This is a genomic window from Brevibacterium sp. FME17 (assembly GCF_014897515.1).
Taxonomy (GTDB): domain Bacteria; phylum Actinomycetota; class Actinomycetes; order Actinomycetales; family Brevibacteriaceae; genus Brevibacterium.
Genome location: NZ_JABUYD010000002.1, coordinates 306525 through 326488, shown reverse-complemented (window position 1 = coordinate 326488; position 19964 = coordinate 306525). Strand labels below are relative to the sequence as shown.

Below are 19964 nucleotides of genomic sequence, written 5' to 3'. Positions count from 1 at the left end.
CGGCCGACGCGACCTGCCTTGACTGAAGCGACCTGGCGGCAGGTGCCGGTACTGATGTTGCGAGGAACGAGTCGGAGCGATGAATATACTGCGGCCGGGTGGAAGGGGAAAGACCACCCGGCCGACAACCGTGGAGCGGACAGAGTCCGCAGTACTCATCTGGGCGAGCAGCCCGTTGTGCTGGGCGTAAAGCCCGCTGTGCTCAGGCCTCTCGCCGAGCCTTCTTCACTGCGCGGCGCTTCTTGTGGCCGGCGAAGCTGAGCCAGAAGAGGATGACGGCCAGCAGGACGAAGAGCCCGCCCCCGGCGATTCCTGCGTCGACCCAGAACTGGGGTGGGAACAGTCGGATGAGGGAGTCGTCGCTGTAGAACTCCCAGGTTCCGTTGGAGAAGAAGATCTTGTGGAATCCGCGGAAGAAGGTGTCCCAGCCGAGGAATGCGAGCACTGCCGCGCCGGCCATGCCGATGATGCTGATGATGGCACCCAAGCGCAGTCCGACGTGGATGCCCAGGCCGTGTGTGCGTGACATGTAGAGGCCGAAGAGGATGGCGCCGATGAGGCCGACGAGGGCAACCAGGTACAGCAGGGAGATGAGATCCTTGACGTCGGCCATGTGGTTGAGCTCGTCGGAGATGAAGATGGGTTCGCCGTTGGGCATGATGACGTCGGCGAGATAACGCCGGGAGTCGAGGTTCGCCAGATAGTCGATGACGTAGGTGCCGTAGTGTTCGCGGTCGGCGCTGCCGAAGCCGAACTGGTCGGCCGGGAACCCGGGACGGAAGTACTCGAACTTGAGGAACAGCCCAGAGGCCACGAATCGGACAGCCAAAGCCAGGAGAATGAACGGCGTGGCCAGCGTGATCCAGATGGTCCCGATGACATCGAGGACGCTGCTGCGACGTTCGGGCACCTCAGGGTCGTGGGTGTCTGTGGACGTCGCGGCCTGAGTCACAGCGGCCCAATCGGCTTCGCTCATCACCGCTGTGCGGGAGTTGGCAGGAACCTCACGTGTCCGGGCAGTCTCGGGAGGAGTCGACGAATGAGCGGGCGCAACGCGCACCGGCCCGGTTGAGGGCTTCGGCTCGTCCTTGGCGATCGGTTCCCTGATCGGGTCGAACGCCTCGGTGTCCGTCGAAGGATCGTTCGCGGCCTCCAAGGGAGGCTCCGTCTGCTTTTCGGCAGCACTACTGGATCCTGAACTCATCCGCCTGCTCAGGAGGTCTTCGGTCTCGTTCTTCTCGTCTCCAGCCACATCCCCATTGTCATTGACCCGAGTGGGCAAGCGGGCTCCGACACGCCACAGAACTCCAGATCAGGAAGGAGGCTGGGATCGCCGAGGTGGCTCGCCGTCCCGATTTCAGTTCCCCAGTCCGCCGGAGAGGTCAGCCCAACAGGGCTGCGATGATGACGAGAGTGGGCACCGCCAGCACGGTCGTGATGAAGACCGCATCACGCATGAGTGCCTCGGACTGTCGGTACTGCATGGAGTAGATGTAGACGTTCTGCGCGGTCGGCAGCGCCGAGGTGACGACGATGGCGAACAGGGCGATGCCGGAGTACCCCAGCAGGGGGCCGCCGATGATCCAGGCCAGAGCAGGCTGGATGACCTGTTTGCCGACCGTGATGTACGTCAGCTGTTTCCTGGTTCCCGGAGCCGGCAGGGCCCACCCGTCCTTGAGCGAGATGCCGAAGGCCAGCAGCGCTCCGGGGACTGCGGTGGCGCCGATCATGTCGATGGGCTCGAAGATGAAGCGCGGAAGCTCGAAACCCGTCGCCGAAGCGGCCACACCCGCGGCAGCACCCAGGACAATCGGGTTGCGGAGAATCTGGAGCACACCCGAATACCAGTGCTGATCAAGCTTCTTCTTCCCCGAAGCATCGAGGACGGCCATGCCGATGGGGGCGAGGATGAGCAACTGGAAGAGCAGCACCGGTGCGACATATCCGATGTCGTGGAGCACATAGGCCGCGATCGGGATGCCGAGGTTGCCAATGTTGACGTAGCTGACGGCCCAGGCGGAGAACATTGCCTCGCCGGTGCTGCGTTTACGGATGTAGCGGGTGAGGACGAACAGGAGCGCACCCACAATCACGGCGGATCCGCCTGTGGCCAGGAGCGCCGCGTTGAAGATCAGCCCCAGGTCGGTGTCGGCAACAGTGACGTAGAGCAGGGTGGGAGTACCTGCATAGAAGACGAGTTTCGCGATGACCTGCTGCCCATTGGGCCCGAGGACCTCGGATCGTCCGAGCACGAATCCGACCAGGATGACACCTGCGATGACGGCGAAGCCTTCGAAAACAGCCAGCATGGGCTACCGGTGGTCCTCGCTTTCCGGATCAGTCGGCTTCGGCCGAGGTGCAGGGGCGTGGTCTGGGCGCACTGCCGTGGCCAGACAGAGTGGGTTGTGTTTGCTCAGTCAGCTTCGACGGAGTCGACAGCCACGTAGGCTGTCGCCGCCGTGACGGCAGCGACGCTGAGGACCGAAGGCCATGCACCGATCTTCTTCGCCAGAGGATGAGAGGCACCGAACCCGCCGAGGTAGCCCAAGGTCAGCGCTGTGCCGATGGGCCAGCCCTGCTTGGTGAACCAGGTCCGAGCGGCATAGGCGCCCGCTGCTGCGAGCACGACACCGCCGAGAGGGCGGATCCCGGTCTCGCGGGCGGTCAGGAATCCGCCGACGAGGCCAACGGCGACAAGTGGGGCGGTCGAAACTTCACGTGCGTCCTTCATGAAGACCAGTTTAGGCAATGCCGGTCGGGAACTGGACGGCGGTCTCACAACGAGGAACCTCAATTGAGGGAGATCTTGATGACCGAGGCGATTCCGAGGGCCGCGATGAGGCAGACCGAGCTTGTGAGGAAGAGGACCGCCCAGGGAGTAGGGCGACCCCGCTCAGCACGGATGGACACCGAGCCGAGGCGGTAGCGCCTGACCTGCAGAGCGATTGCGGCCATCGCCAATGCGATGCAGATGACGAAGACGATGACAGAGAGACCTTCGAACACATTGATCCACCGGATGAACAGCAGACTGACAACGGTCATCGTGAGGCTGGTGCGCAGCCAGGACTGAGTCGTTCGCTCCGGTTGCAGCCCAGGATCGGGGTGTGGCTGGGGCCGTCTGGGACGCCGCGCGGTCACAGGACTCCGGCGAAGACCAGAACGAGGAGGCCAGCACCCAGCGCGGAGGCCAGACTGACGATAGGAATGATGAGGGGAAGTGGCAACGAGGTCTTGTGGCGCATGGCCGACTCGATGCGGTGCCATCTGAAGGCGGCACCGGCGGCGAGGATGAACCCGATGACCATCAGCACGATCGACAGGGTCGCACGCAGTCCAGAGGTGAAGATCTCCGAGGTGAAGGCCTCGACCGCGATGCCTCCGCCGATGAACGCCAAGGCTGTGCGGATCCAGGACAGGAACGTGCGTTCGTTGGCGAGGGTGAAACGAGGGTCGGGGTCCTCGCCGTCGGGAAACAACCGTCGGGCGATCCTGCTGCGAGAGTCATCGGGGGTCACGTATCGAGGATAACTGGTGTGGTCGAATAGCGCGCCGAGGTTCCGCCGTGCGGCGGAATAGTTCTTCCATCGGGCGGATGGGAGATATTCGTGGTGGATCGCCGCGAAGGACCTATCCTTCTTCCCGAGGGTGCGGCAGACTAAAAGCATGGCCCGCGACGATGCGATGAAGACGATACTCAAGAACCACCTGCAGGCATGCCGCAATGATCTGATGTGGAAGCTCATCGGACTCAGCGAACGCGACCTGCGGCTGCCGCAGACGGCTACGGGGCTCAATCTCGCAGGCATCGTCAAACACATGGCGAATGTGGAGATCGGGTACTTCGGTGACACCTTCGGCAGGCCTTGGCCACATCCCGGTGAGGCCATCACCGATGCGCAGTTCGAGGCCGACCCACAAGCCGACTGGTACGCGGCAGAGGGCGAAACTGCGGACTCCATCCTCGACTTCTACCGACGTGTGTGGGACTTCGCCGACGAGACGATCGATACCCACGCGCTCGAGGCGCAGGGCACGGTTCCCCATTGGCAGGCTGAGAAGGCGGCGGTGTCTCTGCAGCAGATCATGGTGCACGTCATTGTCGACCTTGCGAGGCATGTGGGTCAGGCCGACATCGTGCGCGAGAGCATCGATGGGAAGGTCGGACTCAACCCTCGCAGTCCGAACATGCCCGAGGGTCAGGACTGGGAGGCCTACCTTGCCAAGCTGCGGGCGCTGGCCGACAACGACTGAGCAGTGGGTGGCCAATAGCGCCTGAGCACCTGCATGCACGCGGCAGCCGGACGGGTCCAGACACCGAGGATCTCCGCCTCGGCGGGGCAGACGTTAAGCTGGGAACTGAAATGGCACATGAGAACTCAGCATCGTCGAGCCCGGACACGGGCAACTCGACCCCGCGGACGGATACGCCGTCACCACGCCCGGGCACACAGCCACCGCGTCAGGGCTCAAAGACCTCGCGCAAGGGCTCCCAAGTCCCAGACAAAGACAGTCACACCGTGGGCAAGGACGCACGATCCGCCAAGCGCTCACCTCGGCGGAAGAATGAGCGACGCAAGAACACCGGCGCCTCTCACCGTGAACGTCGGGCTCGGCTGACGGCAGCCCGGCAGTCCCGGTCTGTCGACGTCACCTACCCGGCGAACCTGCCGGTCTCGGCCGCCAAAGACGAGATCGCCACGGCTATCCGAGACAACCAGGTCGTCATCGTCGCCGGCGAGACGGGATCGGGAAAGACCACCCAGCTGCCCAAGATCTGCCTCGAACTGGGGCTGGGAGTCAACGGACTGATCGGGCACACGCAGCCTCGGCGAATCGCTGCCAGGACCGTGGCTGAGCGCATCGCCGACGAACTCGGTGAGGATCTCGGCGGGACCATCGGCTACCAGGTGCGATTTACCGCGCAGGTCGCGGATTCGACCCGGGTCAAGGTCATGACCGACGGCATCCTGCTCTCCGAACTCTCTCGGGACAAGCTGCTGCGCGACTACGAAGTCATCATCATCGATGAAGCGCACGAACGCAGCCTCAACATCGACTTCCTCCTCGGCTCACTCAAAGAGGTGATGGGCAAGCGGCCCGAGCTCAAGGTCATCATCACCTCGGCGACCATTGACCCGCAGTCCTTCGCCGCACACTTCGACGACGCTCCGATCATCGAGGTCGCCGGCCGAACCTATCCGGTCGAGGTGCGCTACCGTCCACTTGTCGACGACTACGAGGAAGACGGCGACGACGGTCCAGGGGAATCCGGGAGCTACGAAACGGGGCCCGAGGAACAGACCGAGGGCATCATCGCCGCCTTCGACGAACTCAGCGCAGAAGAACCCGGCGACATCCTCGTCTTCCTCTCCGGGGAACGCGAGATCCGCGACACCGCCGATGCCCTCGAGGCTCACGTGCGCAAACGTCCGCGTCTGAGCAACTGGGAAGTCGTGCCGCTCTTCGCCCGGCTCTCCGCCGGTGAACAGCAGAAGGTCTTCAAACCTCACTCCAGGCCACGCCTCGTGCTGGCCACGAACGTCGCCGAAACCTCGCTGACGGTGCCCGGCATCAAATACGTCATCGACGTCGGCACCGCCCGCATCTCCCGGTACTCCAACCGCACCCGGGTCCAACGACTGCCGATCGAGCGCATCTCCCAGGCGAGCGCGAACCAGCGCAAGGGCAGGTCGGGTCGCACCAGCGACGGCATCTGCATCCGCCTGTATTCGCAGGAGGACTTCGAGTCGCGACCCGAGTTCACCGACCCGGAGATCCTGCGCACCAACCTCGCCAGCGTCATCCTGCAGATGGCCGACCTGGGGTTCGCCTCAAGTGACAAGGAGATCCTCGAGTTCCCGTTCCTCACCCCACCAGAGGCCAAAGCCGTCCGCGACGGGCGCACCATGCTCTCCGAACTGGGGGCTCTGACCAGCGATAAGGCCGGAACGATCACGGTCACCCCGACCGGTCGACAGTTGTCCCTGCTCCCGATCGATCCGAGGCTGGCGCGCATGGTCATCGCCGGCGCCGAGGCGGGATGTGGGGGAGAGGTCACCGTCATCGTGGCCGCGCTGTCCATTCAGGACCCCCGCGAACGACCTACCGAGGTGCGCGCGGCCGCCGATGAGAAGCACGCCCGCTTCACCCACCCGGGCAGCGACTTCCTGTCCTACCTCAACCTGTGGAACTACCTCGACGACCAGCAGTTCGCGCTGACGAGTTCGAAATTCCGCCGCCAATGCAAGGCCGAGTTCCTCAACTTCGTGCGCATCCGCGAATGGCAGGACCTCGTCGGCCAGCTGCGCTCTTTGCTCGGCTCCTCCGGCATCCGTGTCAACAAGTCGGTGTGGCGCCCGGTCGAGGCGTCTGCTGCCGACGCATCGGCGTCGCCGGCAAAGGCTTCCGGGCCTCAGTCGAGCACGTCGAACACTGCCGCTGCTCCGACGAGCTCGAAGAGCGCCAGCGGCAAGGTCGGATTCGCCGAACTCAGCGCACAGAAACGCAGCGCGAAGAAGAACGGCGGGCAGGATGCGGAGAAGGACTCCGGACAGAGTGCTGCAAGCGCGAGACTCGACCCTCATGCCGCGGCTATCCACCGGGCACTGCTGACGGGGCTGCTGTCGATGATCGGTGCCCGGTCCGAACGCAACAAGGACTATCAGGGAGCCCGAGGTACCCGCTTCGCGATCTTCCCCGGATCGGGTCTGTTCAAGAAGAAGCCCGACTTCGTCATGGCCGCCGAACTCGTCGAAACCTCCAGACTGTGGGCCCGTACCGTTTCAGCGATCGAACCCGACTGGGTTGTCGAAGCAGCCGGTGATCTGGTGACCAGACAGTATTCGGACCCGCACTGGTCGAAGAAGGCCGGCGGTTCGATGGTCTACGAAAAGATCTCGCTCTACGGCGTCACTCTCGTCTCCGACAGGCGGGTCGGCTATGGGACCTTCGACCAGGAGGCCGCACGGGACATGTTCATCCGCAAGGGCCTCATCGAAGGTGACTGGCACGAACGCTTCGGATTCCTCGAACACAATGTGACGGTCATCGATGAGGCAGAAGCGCTCGCCTCACGCACACGCAACCGCAGGGTCCTGGACCAGGACGATGCGCTCTTCGAGTTCTACGATGAACGGATTCCTTCCACAATCACCTCGGCGGCGGACTTCCGTGCCTGGTGGAAAAAGCAGAAGCGTCGCGACTCGCATCTGCTGGATCTGAACACGTCGATCCTGCTCAGCGACGACAGCGAGGAACTCACCGCCTCGGTGGCCGACGATTTCCCGATGGAATGGGAACTGGTCGACGGTTCGATGGCGAAGCTGAGGTATTCCTTCGAACCCGGCAGCACCGAGGACGGGGTGACCGTCGAACTCCCGGCAGCGTCCGTGCCCCTGGTGGATTCCGATGAGTTCTCCTGGCAGGTCCCGGGCCTGCGTGAGGAACTCGTCGCCGCCTACATCCGGTCGCTTCCGAAGAACAAGCGCCGCTATTTCGTACCCGCGCCTGACGTCGCCCGCGACATCCTGCCCATGCTCACTCCCTACCGCGGGGCTCTGCCCGAGGTGCTCGCCGCTCACCTGAGCGAACGTGCGGGCGGGGGAGGCCTGAACGACCTGGTTCCCATCACCGTGACCGCCGCGGACTTCGACGAAGATCGTATTCCGCCGCACCTGCGGATCCGCTTCCGCGTCATCGACGGGACCACAACAGTGGGTATCGGCGAGGACCTGACCAAGCTGACGGCGACGGCGAAACCTCAGGTGCGCAGGGCCCGGGCTAAGCAGGTCTCGTTCAATGCCAAGACGGGACTCACCTCATGGTCGTTCGGCACGCTGACCAGCCCGGACGAGGCTGAAGTCGGGGCTGTGCCCGGGTTGGTCGACCGTGGAACCAGCGTCGACCTCGTAGCCTTCGACACGGCTGCCCAGGCCCGTTTGGCCTCACGCGAGGGGCTCATCACCCTGTTGGGCCTGCGCACGAACGAGGCACTGAAATACCTGCGAGAAGGACTGACGACCGATGAGAAACTCGTCCTCGCCGGTCACCAGCAGTCCTCGGACGAAATGCTCCACGCCCTCATCAGGGCAGGAATCCGCAGCGTCGTCGAGACCGAGCTGGGTGCTGCTGAGACCAGCTGGGTGGCAGATGCCGGAGAGTTCGGGAAGCTGGAAGCCGCGATGCACGCGGCCCTGACCGACATGTGCTCGAACCTGCTGCCTCATCTGATGAAGGCACTGCGGTCCACCACCGAACTCGACCGGCGCGTATCAAAGGCCTCATCGTTGGCGATCCTGTCCAACCTGGCAGATGTGCAGACATGGCGGGGAGCACGAGTCACAGGTGAGTCGGTGGCCGCGATGACCGGGCAGATGCTCCGCGATCTGCCCCGGTGGGTGCAGGCTGAGGTAGTCCGCATCGATGGAATGCAGAACTCGCCGATGCGCGACAAGCAGCTCATGGACCGTATCAGCGGCAGCAGCGACGCCGTGTTGAAGAAGGTCGGCAACAGGTTCCCCGAGCTGGCCAAAGCGAATTGGTCACGGATCGTGGTCTCGGTGCCCAGTGAGTGGCGGGACGTGATCATTATGCTCGAGGAGCTGCGCGTCAGCCTCTACGCGAATTCGCTGGGAACTGCCCACCCGGTGTCGGAGAAGAGGATCGCGAAGGCACTCGCACAACTGTGATGGGTCGCGGCGCTGAGAGTTGCGACTAGGCGGGGCCGGAGGTGAAGTAGCCGGCGAACAACCACCAGATGGGGAGGACCGCGGCGGCGAGGAATGCGGCGACAGACCACCAGATACGCCATTTCCACGTCCGTCGGCGGGTCCCGACGAAGAGGAACACGAGGTAGAAGACAAGGCAGAACGCGCCTGAGAGACTGAGCATCACCATGCTGAAGGCCTCCCACCCGGATGTCCCGAGGTCGAAGAGGTAACTGGTGACTTGACCGATCTCGAGCGAAAACTTGATCGCGTACACCAGGGCAGGGATGCCGAGGATCGCCGCGAAAATCAGCGGCAGGGCCTTGAGCAGGCGTTCCCTCGGTTCGGAGCGTCCGGCGTATTCAACAAATTCCTCATTCATCGCCATCCAGCATAAACGCGAAATCCGACAAGACGCTGGACACCCCGCAGAGCCGACCGCGCACACTAACCACAACTGTGACTGACCGGACACCCGTTCAACGACAGAAGAGAGATAAGATATTTTGGTGACTTCTGGCCAGTATTCTGACAAGGACATTCGAACCGAGGCGGCTCGCCGCCGGACGTTCGCTGTCATTTCGCACCCCGACGCGGGTAAATCGACGACCACCGAGGCGCTCGCACTGCACGCACGAGCCATCGGCAAGGCCGGCGCCACCCATGGCAAGGCCGGCCGCCGCGCCACTGTCTCCGACTGGATGAAGATGGAGCAGGACCGCGGCATCTCGATCTCCTCAGCGGCGCTGCAGTTCGAGTATCGGGATGCGGTCTTCAACCTCGTCGACACCCCGGGTCACGCGGACTTCTCCGAGGACACCTATCGAGTACTCTCCGCCGTCGACTGTGCCGTGATGCTCATCGACGCAGCCAAGGGCCTCGAAGCGCAGACCATGAAACTCTTCGAAGTCTGTGCCCACCGCAACATCCCGATCATCACCGTGATCAACAAATGGGACCGTGCCGGTCTCGACGCGCTGGAGCTCATGGATGAGGTCCAGGAACGCACCGGACTCCTGCCCACCCCGCTGACCTGGCCTGTTGGCCAGTCCGGTGACTTCAGGGGAGTCCTTGACCGTCTCACCGGTGACTACACGAAGTACGACCGCACCAATGCCGGTGCCACCATCGCCGGCGAAGAGACCTATGGCGCGGACAAAGCCGTCGAGCTCGAAGGCGATGCCTGGCAGACTGCTGTCGACGAATCCGATCTTCTCGACATGGAGGATCAGAACCACGATCAGGAGACGTTCCTGGCCGGCAAGTCGACCCCGGTGATGTTCGCCTCGGCGGTGCTCAACTTCGGTATCCACAAACTCCTCGACATGCTCGTCGACCTGGCGCCCGCGGCAGAGGCGCGTCTGGACAAGAACGATGTGCCGCGCGACGTGGCCGATCCGTTCTCCGGATTCGTCTTCAAAGTCCAGGCAGGCATGGACTCCAACCACCGTGACCGGCTGGCCTACATTCGAGTCTGCTCCGGTGTCTTCGAACGCGGTTCCGTGCTCACCCACGCCGCGACCGGCAAACCCTTCGCTACGAAGTATGCGCAGCAGGTCTTCGGCCGTGACCGCGACGTCGTCGATGAAGCCTTCCCAGGAGACGTCGTCGGACTGGTCAACGCCAGTGCACTGCGGGTGGGCGATTCGCTCTACCTGGACAAGAAGGTCGAATTCCCCGGCATTCCGACGTTCTCTCCCGAACACTTCATGGTCATCAAGGCCAAGGACTCCTCGAAGTACAAGCAGTTCCGCCGCGGTATCGAACAGCTCGACCACGAAGGAGTCATTCAGGTGCTTCGCTCTGACCTGCGCGGTGACCAGGCCCCGGTTCTCGGAGCCGTTGGACCGATGCAGTTCGAGGTCGCCGAGGACCGGATGAACAACGAATTCCACGCGCCCTGTTCGCTGGAGCGCCTCAACTTCTCCTTGGCTCGGCGCACCACACCAGAATGCGTGCCGACGCTGGCGAGGGAACGATCAGTTGAAGTTCTGCACCGCTCTGACGGTGAGCTGCTCGCCCTGTTCTCAGACAGGTGGCGCCTCCAGGGCGTGCAGAAGAATCATCCGGATCTGGTTTTGGAACCGCTCGTCGTCAGCTGAGCCCACACACCGCGATCGGCAGGGGAATAAACTTCCGCCGATCACACGTTCGACGTTTCGACGAGGACGTCTCGCCGTTTTGACGAGGACATTAAGATGAATAGTCGGGGTCATTTCAAGATGGCCCCAGTTGGGGAGACCTGACGCTCGGGGAGACCCGAAATGACAAAGGAGAGATCACAGACGTGGGAACGAAATCGATTCGAGTCGCGATTGCCGGATTGGGCAACTGCGCCTCTTCCCTGATCCAAGGTGTTGAGTATTACCGGGATGCGGCCCCAGGAAGTAAAGTACCGGGACTCATGCACGTTGAGTTCGGCGATTATCACGTCGGTGATATCGAATTCGTCGCCGCATTCGACGTCGACGGCAAAAAGGTCGGCGCCGATATCGCTGAGGCGATCACGGCCAGTGAGAACAACACGATCAAGATTGCCGACGTGCCATCGACCGGTGTCGAGGTTCAGCGCGGACCGACCTTGGACGGCCTCGGCGAGTACTACCGCGAGACCATCGTCGAATCCGACATCGAACCCGTCGACGTCGCACAGGCGCTGCGTGAGGCACAGGTCGATGTTCTCGTCTGCTACCTGCCCGTAGGTTCGCAGGAAGCCGTCGAGTACTACGCACAGGCCGCCATCGATGCGAAGGTCGCCTTCGTCAATGCCCTGCCTGTCTTCATCGCCGGCACCAAGGAATGGGACGAAAAGTTCCGTGCCGCCGGCGTGCCGATCGTCGGCGACGACATCAAGAGCCAGATCGGTGCGACCATCACTCACCGTGTGATGGCCAAGCTGTTCGAGGACCGCGGCGTCGTCCTCGACCGCACCTACCAGCTCAACGTCGGCGGCAACATGGACTTCAAGAACATGCTCGAGCGCAAACGCCTCGAGTCGAAGAAGATCTCGAAGACCCAGGCCGTGACCTCGAACACCTCGGCCGAGCTCGAGCCCCGCAACGTCCACATCGGACCCAGCGACTACATTGAGTGGCTCGACGATCGCAAATGGGCTTTCGTCCGTCTCGAAGGCCGCAACTTCGGTGATGCTCCGGTGTCGCTGGAATACAAGCTCGAGGTCTGGGACTCACCGAACTCGGCCGGAGTCATCATCGACGCCGTGCGTGCGGCCAAGATCGGACTCGACCGCGGCGTCGGCGGAGCTCTCATCTCCGCCTCGTCGTACTTCATGAAGTCGCCCCCGGAGCAGAATGGCGATGACGCAGCTCACGACGCAGTCGAAGCCTTCATCCAGGGAAACCTCGAACGCTGAGCTGAAGACCCCCGCAACCTGAGAATGCCGATCGCACCTACGTGCGGTCGGCATTTTCGCTGCGCTCAGGCGATCCAGGATATGAGATCGGCTCGCCTGTAATCGGTGTTGTCCATAACACTGGGGCGTGCACACAGTGGTCCCTGCCACAGACGAGCCGTGACTCGACCACTGGATGAGCTTCGGCCCATCTGCACACCCCTTCTGACGAATCACCGAGGAGTATCGATGTCACGCAATGCAGCTGCCACCGACACCGCGAAGAAGAAACCGGCCGAACTCGACTGGCTGATGCGCCTGTTGGTCATCATAGAAAAGGCCGGAAACAAACTTCCGCACCCCTTCTGGCTGTTCCTGTCCCTGGCCGTCGTAGTGATGGTCCTCTCCGCGATCTTCTCCGCCGTCGGATTGGAGGCCGTCAACCCGGCCACCGACAAGACGGTGAGCGTCACCAACCTCTTCAGCACAGAGTCCCTGCGGGAGATAGTCGCCGGAGCCACGAACAACTTCGTCACGTTCCCACCGTTGGGTCTCGTGCTCATCGTCCTCATCGGCGTAGCCGTGGCCGAGCAGTCCGGACTGATCCCGGCGATGCTGCGCGGAACCATCGCCGGTGCCTCACCGAAGTGGATCACGTTCATCGTGGCACTTGCCGGAACCGCTTCCTCGATTGCCTCCGACGCCTCCTACATGATCATGATTCCCCTGGGCGGGCTCGCGTTCAAAGCTGTGGGTCGCAATCCGCTGCTGGGGTGTCTTGTCGCCTATGCCGCCACCTCGGGTGGGTATTCTGCGGCGCCGATGGTCAACTCCCTCGACACCATCCTCGGCGGGCTCTCCACGTCGGCGGCTCAGATCATCGACCCCGACTACGTGGTCAGCCCGATTGCGAACTTCTACTTCAACTTCGTCTCGATGTTCGTCGTCGCCGCCGCCGTCACTCTCGTCACCGAACTGCTGCTGTCGAAGCGAGCCGACCAGATCGAACTCGACGAACCAGACGAGAACGATCCCGACAACTTCGATGTCAAAATGGCGCTGGATGCCAACGAGAAGCGCGGCATGGTCTTCGCTGTGCTCAGCATCGTCGCCTGCGCCGCACTCCTCTTCTTCCTTGCACTGCCCCAGGATTCGTTCCTGCGCGATGAAGCCGGTGGCTTCGGCCCCGAATCGGGACTGATGGCAGGAATCGCAGCCATCATCGGCTTCGGATTCTTCATTGTCGGCATCGTCTACGGCTACGCCACAGGATCGATCAAGAAGACTTCGGACATTCCCGACATGATGGGCAAGGGACTGCTGCCGTTCGTCCCCGTCATCGTCCTCTTCTTCGCCGCCAGCCAGTTCCTCGCACTGTTCAAGATGTCCAACCTCGGCGAGATCCTCGCCATCCGCGGCGCCGAATTCTTCGGCTCACTCGACACCGGACCCTTCGTCATCCTCCTCGGCGGGTGGCTGTTGGTTGCCCTCGGCGCACTGTTCCTGACCTCGGGATCGGGACTGTGGACCCTGATGGCACCGGTCCTCGTGCCGATGTTCATGCTCCTGTCCATCGCCCCGGAGACCACGCAGGCCCTCTATCGCATCGGTGACTCCACGACGAACATCATCTCCCCGATGAGCCCGTACTTCGTTGTGGTCCTCGGCTTCATCCAGCGATATAAAAAGGACGCGGGAATCGGCACCGTTCTGTCGTTCACCATTCCGCTCTCGTTCGCAATGTTCATTCTCTGGGGACTCCTCTTCTTCATCTGGTGGGCCACAGGAATCCCATGGGGCCCGGGTGCAGCCACGAGCTACCACATGGGCTGAGGGTTCTGGCTGGGCTCGCGAGGCGGGGCGGACACAACGCCTGCCGTGGATGTGGGAATAACCTTGCCGCCGACGAGCGTTACGATCGTGCAACGCTCACTGGCTCTTGCGCCGGGTCATCAGTGACTGTCCAGCTCAAGTGACTAGACTGAGACCAAGATTCAACTCTCGTGCGGCATTTCGACTGCGCGAGCAACCTGCTCAGATCGAAAGGATCTCGACCGTGAGTAACCCCATGATGAACCGGGCTCTCAACCAGGGAGTTCAGGCCGGACGCAACGAACCGGTCATGTCCGACCAGGAGCTCAACAACCTGTTCGACCAGCCAGCCGCGCAGAACCGCAATGCCGGTCCGCAGACTGCTGACCGGGCGATGACCTACGACGACGTCATGATGAAGACCGGTGTTCTCTTCACCATTCTTCTCGCCGGTGCCGTCCTCGGCTGGTTCGTTCCGCCACTGGCTTTCCCTGCGATGCTCATCGCACTGGTCCTCGGTCTTGTCAACGCCTTCAAGAAGGAACCGAGCAAGGCCCTGATCATCGGCTACGCCTCGTTCGAGGGAGTCTTCCTCGGCGGCATCTCCTCGATGTTCGAAACGATGTTCCCCGGTATCGTCATCCAAGCCGTGCTCGCCACACTCTGCGTCTTCGGCGTCATGCTCGCCCTGTTCAAGTTCAAGGGCGTGCGCTACGGCTCGAAGATGAAGAAGTTCATGATGATCGCCATCGGTGGGTACGCCATCTTCTCGCTCATCAACTTCGGCATCGCGATGATGACCGGCACCGGGGGTGCCCGCAGCGTGCCGATCAACATCATGGGATTTGAAATGCCGCTCGGTGTCATCATCGGCATCGTCGCCACCGTGCTGGCGGCCATGACCTTGATCATGGACTTCCAGATGATCGAGCAGGGTGTGAAGCAGCGGATTCCGGAGAAGTACTCCTGGATGTGCGCCTTCTCCCTCATGGTCACCCTCGTGTGGCTCTACATCGAAATCCTGCGTCTCATCTCCTACTTCAGGAACTAGACACCGTTGGTCCCGGCACCCCACACCAGCTGTGTGGTCCCGGGGACAGCGTCTATGATTGGGCCATGAACAACGTGACGGCGGACCTCGAAACGGAGGTCCGCCGTCTGCGTATCCGCATCATCGGCCTCAACCCGCGTCAGCTCGCCGCGGCGGGCCCGAATTCTCCCCCCACCGACGTCGGCTCCATGTCCAGGAGAGACACCATCGCCGAGGCGCTCGCACGGTTCTCATCCATCGGCTCCGGTGGCCGTACGGTCCCTGACCTGGGAGATCAGAGCCTGGCTGATCAGGTCGTCGTCCTGATCGATGAGGGGATAGCCTCGACCGCGAATCTGCCGGAGGTGCAGCAACAGGCACGCCTGGAGCAGCTGCTCGACGCCGCAGTACGACTGCGCCGAAACCTCGCCTAGAAGTTCCTGCCCGCTGACGGTCGCGGAGGAGGATAATCGAGGGCACCATCACTTGCCCTAAGAAGGTGCGAAAATCCGATGACAGATCGCCGCCCGCTACTCTTCACCCTCGCCGGTATCGTCGCGACCCTGGTGTATTTCGGTACTGCAGAGTTCATCGCCGGCGCCGTCTCTGCAACCTCAGCGCCCCTGCTGATCCTGGGGCAGACGATCATCCCACTCGTGCCTACCGCCATGATCAAGACCGCCATCAGCGTATTCGGTACGAACGACAAGCTCGCACTCGTCATCACCCTCGTCATCGTCGGAGCGATCCTCGGCGGTGTGATCGGGCGCATCGGCCTGCACCGCAGGGCCCTGTCCTTCGTCCTCCTCATCGGCCTCGGAATCCTGCCCGTCGTGGTGCTGCTGAGCACAGGAGGAACGATCCTCGACACGGTTCCGGCACTCGTGGGTGTGGCGTTGGGATGTGCAGCCTATGTGGCACTGATCCGATTCAGCAACGGCACCGAGTCATCTGCCCGAAATTCTGTCGGACGCGATGAGGACTTCGGTGCTGACAATCAACCGGGCACCGACCGTCGCGCCTTCTTCGGTCTCGCCGCAGGTCTGAGCGCGGTCGGCATGGCCGCGATCGCTGCAGGTCAGTCGGCTTCGATCCTCGCCCGAAATGCGGCAGGAGCGGTGACTAAGCTGGTGCTGCCACGGCCGGCCACCTCGGCGCCCAAGATTCCAGCTGGAGCAGACTTCGACATCGAGGGGCTCACACCGATCATGACACCTAACGATGACTTCTACCGCATCGACACCGCACTCATCCCGCCCTCCGTCGACGCCGCGTCCTGGTCGCTGCACATCCACGGAATGGTCGAAGACGAAGTCACGATCACCATGGCGCAGCTGCTCGAGCTGCCGCTGGAGGAGCATCGTGTGAGCCTGACCTGCGTCTCGAACGAGGTCGGCGGCGACCTCGTGGGCAATGCCACCTGGCTGGGCTACCCGGTGCGTGAGCTGCTCAAACGCGCCGGCCCGAAGAAAGGCGCAGACATGGTGCTCTCGACATCCGATGACGGCTTCACTGCCTCGACACCTCTCGAAGCACTCACAGATGATCGGGCGTCCCTGCTGGCAGTCGGGATGAACGGTGAACCGCTGCCCCGCGACCACGGGTTCCCCGCCAGGCTCGTCGTCCCCGGACTCTACGGTTTCGTCTCCGCGACCAAATGGGTGACCGAACTCGAAGTCACCCGCTTCGCCGACAAACAGGCCTATTGGACGAAACGAGGATGGTCCACCCACGGACCCATACTCGTCGCTTCTAGAATCGACGTTCCCCGCGCCGGTGTCCATGTCAGCCCCAACAAAGACGGGCAGATCGTCACCGCGGGAATGGCCTGGGCCCAACACGTCGGCATCGCCGAGGTGCGAGTGCGCATCGATAACGGCGACTGGCACACAGCGGAGCTGAGTGAGGAGCTGACCACCGACACCTGGCGACAATGGCGATGCCCCTTCGACGACTTGGAACCGGGCACCCACACCGTGACGGTCAGAGCGGTCGACGAAGACGGCAACGTTCAGATCTCCGAACGCCGCCCCGCGATCCCCGGCAGCGCCACCGGCCTCCACGACCGCCAATTCGTCGTGGACTGAGAGGCTGGTCGCGGTGTCCTGAACAGCGGCACGCCCCGCGCGTGAGAAGTGTGTGAGCTGACTGACAAAACGTTGTATGGTCACCTATGGTGCGGTCGCTGTAGGGGCCGCACCTGCCAGTCCTGTTCAGTGACACAACGAGGTGGTCTCAATGTTCGGTCTCCCGACGGCAACCGTCGTCATCATCTTCGGCATCCCCGCAATATGGGTGATCTACACGCTGATCTTCGTCTACCTCTCACGCGGTTGGAAAGCCGAGGATGTGGCCGAGGACCAGCTCACCCCCTCGGCGACGGAGCGCCGCTCCGGGACTGAGAACGGGGGACTGGCATGAACCTCGAAACCTGGTTCCTCGTCATCTACTTCATCGCCATGGCCGGCATCGGCGTGTGGACACTCAAGATCGGCAATAAGGACAGCGAAGGCTACCTGCTGGGCGGGCGCAGCCTGGGTCCTGCGGTCACGGCACTGCGCCTGCAGAGTTCGTCGATGTCGGGGTACATGTTCCTCGGTGCCGGATCGCTGGCGTACACGAAGGGCTACTTCTCACTCTGGTACGCGATGGGCGACATCGGCGGCGGAGTGCTCAACCTGTCGATCCTGGGGCGGCGCATGCGCAAGCTCTCCCAGATCCTCGGATCGCTGACCTCGATCGAATATCTCGAGCATCGCTACCCTTCGAAGTGGATCCGGATGATCGCGGCCCCGGTGGCGGTGTTCTGCATCTTCTTCTACGTGATGACTCAGTTCATCGCGGGCGGTCGCGGCTTGGAGATGGTCACCGGCATTCCCTACGCTTGGGCCCTGCTCGTCGCCATCGGCGTCATCGTCTTCTACACCTTCCTCGGCGGCTACCTTGCGGTGGCGTACACCGACTTCGTCCAGGCCATCATCATGCTCATCGGCATGGTCTGGATCCTCATCGGCACCCTGCAGGCCGTCGGCGGTTGGACTGCCGGCAACAATGCGGTGGGAGAGATCAACCCGAACCTGCTCACCATGTGGGGGCCCGAGGGATTCGGCTCGGTGCAGTGGGGCGTCATCATCGGCGCCGTCCTCGTCTTCTCCATCGGCTACATGGGCTGGCCGCACGTCAACGTCAGCCACATGGCCATGAAGCGCCCCTCGGTCGCGCGCACAGCAAGCCTGTACGCCACCGGCTTCAACCTGCTCTTCATTCCGGCGCCCTACATCGTGGGCATCATGGCCTTGATCATCTTGCCCAACCTCGACAACCCTGAGCTCGCAGTCTTCCAGGTCGCGGACACGGTTCTGCCGAACTTCGCCGTGGGTATCGTCATGGCAGGCATCATGGCCGCGATCATGTCCACGGCCGATGCGCTGCTGCTGCAGTCGGGCACGATCGCCAGCCAGGATCTGTTCCAGCGCTTCATCAAGAAGGATATGAGCGACAGGCAGTCAGTGTGGGTCTCACGCTTCACCGTCCTCATCCTCGCGATCATCGGCTACTGGGTTGCTGTCAACGACCCGCCCTCGGTTGCCGAGGTGGCCATCTTCGCCACCACAGTCCTCGGTGCCGCATTCGTCCCCGTCTACGTGGCGGCCGCCTGGTGGAAGAAGGCAAATGTTCCCGGAGCCATCGTCTCCATGATCCTGGGCACCGTGTCCTCGGTGAGCTGGCAGATGGCTGGCCTCGTCGACGTCACCGGTGTCGATCCGATGGGTGTCGGCATCGTGTGCTCGACCCTGGGCCTCATCGTCGTGTCTCTGGCCACGCAGAAGTCGCACCCTGTCCCGGCACATGTCATCGACGCGCTCAAGGAGACCGACAAGATCGGCGCCATCCCCGCACGCATGCTCATCGGCCAAAACGATGCGCTCGCCGGACAGGTGCCCAAGGATGCGTGAGCACCCGGACAGTTTCGCCGGTGGGGGAGAGAAGCCAGAGCTGATCGCCCCGGAGACGGCGTTGAAGCTGGCACCGAACATCACCGCCGCCGAGGCGCTCGCCGTCTTCAGGCGCAAGCTGCCCAATGCCGACGCCGAGGTCAGAGAGGTCCTCCACCCCTTCTGGTCGACGGTGCTCAGTGCCCAGACGAGCAGCATATTTCGGCGGAACCGAAAACCTGAACCGGCCGGTCGTGCTAGGGCGGAGGCAAGCCCAGGGCAGTGCATGAACGTCCTGGTCAACGCCTATTCGGGCAAGGGGTATCTCGCGGACTTCGATCCTCGTGGTGAGACGGTGGCCGTGACAGAGTGGCTGGATGCCTTCGAATCCTCTGATCAGGCGGGCCCACAACCTGGCCCAGATGATGTGAGGCGAACAGCACGTGCGTTGGTGCGCACGAAGGTGCTGAAGACGGTGAAACTGGGCATGGGGCTGAGCCTCGACGAGATTGCCGCACCCAGTGGAATCCTCAAACCCAACTGGGTGGTCACCGGCGACAACGACAAGTTCTCGGCCACGATCCTCGTCGACGGCCTCGACTCCTCCCATTACATCGTTCGGGTCGAGAAGCTGACCCAAGATTGAGACGCGTCCCCGCGGGGACGTTTCGGTGGGACAGCGCAGATGCGTCAGCCCCAGTTCTTCGCATCAGAGAGGCAGAATGGGTGCCCTGCGGGATCGATGAGCACTACCCAGGTTTCGCCTGGCTGAGGATAGGCCCTGCTCGCTCCGAGTTCGATGCAGCGAGCGGCCGCAGCTTCGATGTCATCGGCGGCGAGATCGAGGTGGAACTGCTTGCGTCCGTCGTCGGGCCAATCCGGGCGTTTGTAGTCCGGGATCGTCCCAATGCCCAGAGCGTTGCTGGGGCCGGTGAGCATTGCGTAGTTCTCATCTGAGTACGCCACCGGCCAACCCAGCACCGCGGAATAGAAGTCGCCGAGCGCCGAAGCGTCCGGGGCGTCGAGCGTGACCATGGCCAATTTCGCGACAGGTGTTGCCTCGGTGGTGGAGGCAGTGGCAGGGGCTTCCTTCATCTCTGTGTCAGTCATGTCTGCCATTCTTGTTC

The 19964-nt window shown here is 62.7% G+C and carries 18 protein-coding genes; 11 read left to right on the top strand and 7 right to left on the bottom strand.

Features of this window, described 5'->3' with window-relative positions; all coding sequences use genetic code 11:
- Positions 1-202 precede the first annotated feature (202 nt).
- The 5 genes from INT40_RS03380 to INT40_RS03360 form a co-directional block, all read right to left on the bottom strand.
- Positions 203-1252, bottom strand: a complete 1050-nt coding sequence (locus INT40_RS03380) for a TIGR01906 family membrane protein (protein ID WP_319021926.1) — start codon at positions 1250-1252, stop codon at positions 203-205.
- Positions 1253-1382: 130 nt separating this feature from the next.
- Positions 1383-2309 (bottom strand): AEC family transporter, encoded by a 927-nt coding sequence (locus tag INT40_RS03375; protein ID WP_193095501.1) that lies wholly within the window; start codon positions 2307-2309, stop codon positions 1383-1385.
- Between the two features lie 104 nt (positions 2310-2413).
- Positions 2414-2731, bottom strand: a complete 318-nt coding sequence (locus INT40_RS03370) for a hypothetical protein (RefSeq protein WP_219618816.1) — start codon at positions 2729-2731, stop codon at positions 2414-2416.
- Between the two features lie 59 nt (positions 2732-2790).
- Positions 2791-3141 (bottom strand): DUF202 domain-containing protein, encoded by a 351-nt coding sequence (locus INT40_RS03365; RefSeq protein ID WP_193095500.1) that lies wholly within the window; start codon positions 3139-3141, stop codon positions 2791-2793.
- Entirely contained in the window at positions 3138-3518 is a 381-nt protein-coding gene (locus tag INT40_RS03360) for a YidH family protein (RefSeq protein WP_101569887.1), read from the bottom strand. The genes INT40_RS03365 and INT40_RS03360 overlap by 4 nt, the downstream gene beginning before the upstream one ends.
- A gap of 148 nt (positions 3519-3666) precedes the next feature.
- Between INT40_RS03360 and INT40_RS03355 the strand changes: the two genes are divergently transcribed.
- Together INT40_RS03355 and hrpA are read left to right on the top strand one after the other, a co-directional pair.
- Positions 3667-4254 (top strand): DinB family protein, encoded by a 588-nt coding sequence (locus INT40_RS03355; protein ID WP_193072477.1) that lies wholly within the window; start codon positions 3667-3669, stop codon positions 4252-4254.
- Positions 4255-4364: 110 nt separating this feature from the next.
- Positions 4365-8690, top strand: coding sequence for an ATP-dependent RNA helicase HrpA (gene hrpA / locus INT40_RS03350; RefSeq protein WP_226830703.1), 4326 nt, complete (start codon positions 4365-4367; stop codon positions 8688-8690).
- 25 nt (positions 8691-8715) lie between these two features.
- Here the strand turns inward: hrpA and INT40_RS03345 are convergent, their stop codons facing one another.
- On the bottom strand, positions 8716-9090 hold the full coding sequence (locus INT40_RS03345; RefSeq protein ID WP_193072479.1) for a hypothetical protein: 375 nt from the start codon (positions 9088-9090) through the stop codon (positions 8716-8718).
- A gap of 127 nt (positions 9091-9217) precedes the next feature.
- Here INT40_RS03345 and INT40_RS03340 point away from each other — a divergent pair, with 127 nt between their 5' ends.
- The 9 genes from INT40_RS03340 to INT40_RS03300 all read left to right on the top strand — a co-directional run bounded on the left by INT40_RS03340 (position 9218) and on the right by INT40_RS03300 (position 19483).
- Positions 9218-10810 (top strand): peptide chain release factor 3, encoded by a 1593-nt coding sequence (locus tag INT40_RS03340; protein WP_101569889.1) that lies wholly within the window; start codon positions 9218-9220, stop codon positions 10808-10810.
- A gap of 185 nt (positions 10811-10995) precedes the next feature.
- The gene (locus tag INT40_RS03335) at positions 10996-12081 is read left to right on the top strand and encodes an inositol-3-phosphate synthase (RefSeq protein WP_101569628.1); all 1086 of its coding nucleotides are present in this window, start codon (positions 10996-10998) and stop codon (positions 12079-12081) included.
- Positions 12082-12309: 228 nt separating this feature from the next.
- Complete coding sequence (locus INT40_RS03330) at positions 12310-13893, top strand: AbgT family transporter (protein ID WP_193072480.1); 1584 nt, start codon at positions 12310-12312, stop codon at positions 13891-13893.
- Positions 13894-14128: 235 nt separating this feature from the next.
- Complete coding sequence (locus INT40_RS03325; protein WP_193095527.1) at positions 14129-14923, top strand: Bax inhibitor-1/YccA family protein; 795 nt, start codon at positions 14129-14131, stop codon at positions 14921-14923.
- 65 nt (positions 14924-14988) lie between these two features.
- Complete coding sequence (locus INT40_RS03320; RefSeq protein WP_101569631.1) at positions 14989-15336, top strand: hypothetical protein; 348 nt, start codon at positions 14989-14991, stop codon at positions 15334-15336.
- Positions 15337-15414: 78 nt separating this feature from the next.
- Positions 15415-16989, top strand: a complete 1575-nt coding sequence (locus tag INT40_RS03315) for a molybdopterin-dependent oxidoreductase (RefSeq protein WP_101569632.1) — start codon at positions 15415-15417, stop codon at positions 16987-16989.
- Between the two features lie 151 nt (positions 16990-17140).
- Positions 17141-17323 (top strand): hypothetical protein, encoded by a 183-nt coding sequence (locus INT40_RS03310; RefSeq protein ID WP_101569633.1) that lies wholly within the window; start codon positions 17141-17143, stop codon positions 17321-17323.
- A complete protein-coding gene (locus INT40_RS03305) occupies positions 17320-18858 on the top strand; it encodes a sodium/proline symporter (protein WP_193072482.1) in 1539 nt (512 codons plus the stop codon). The genes INT40_RS03310 and INT40_RS03305 overlap by 4 nt, the downstream gene beginning before the upstream one ends.
- Entirely contained in the window at positions 18851-19483 is a 633-nt protein-coding gene (locus tag INT40_RS03300) for a hypothetical protein (protein WP_101569635.1), read from the top strand. Before INT40_RS03305 ends, INT40_RS03300 begins: the two co-directional genes overlap by 8 nt.
- Positions 19484-19527: 44 nt before the next feature.
- Here the strand turns inward: INT40_RS03300 and INT40_RS03295 are convergent, their stop codons facing one another.
- On the bottom strand, positions 19528-19947 hold the full coding sequence (locus INT40_RS03295; protein ID WP_101569890.1) for a VOC family protein: 420 nt from the start codon (positions 19945-19947) through the stop codon (positions 19528-19530).
- Between the last annotated feature and the right edge of the window lie 17 nt (positions 19948-19964).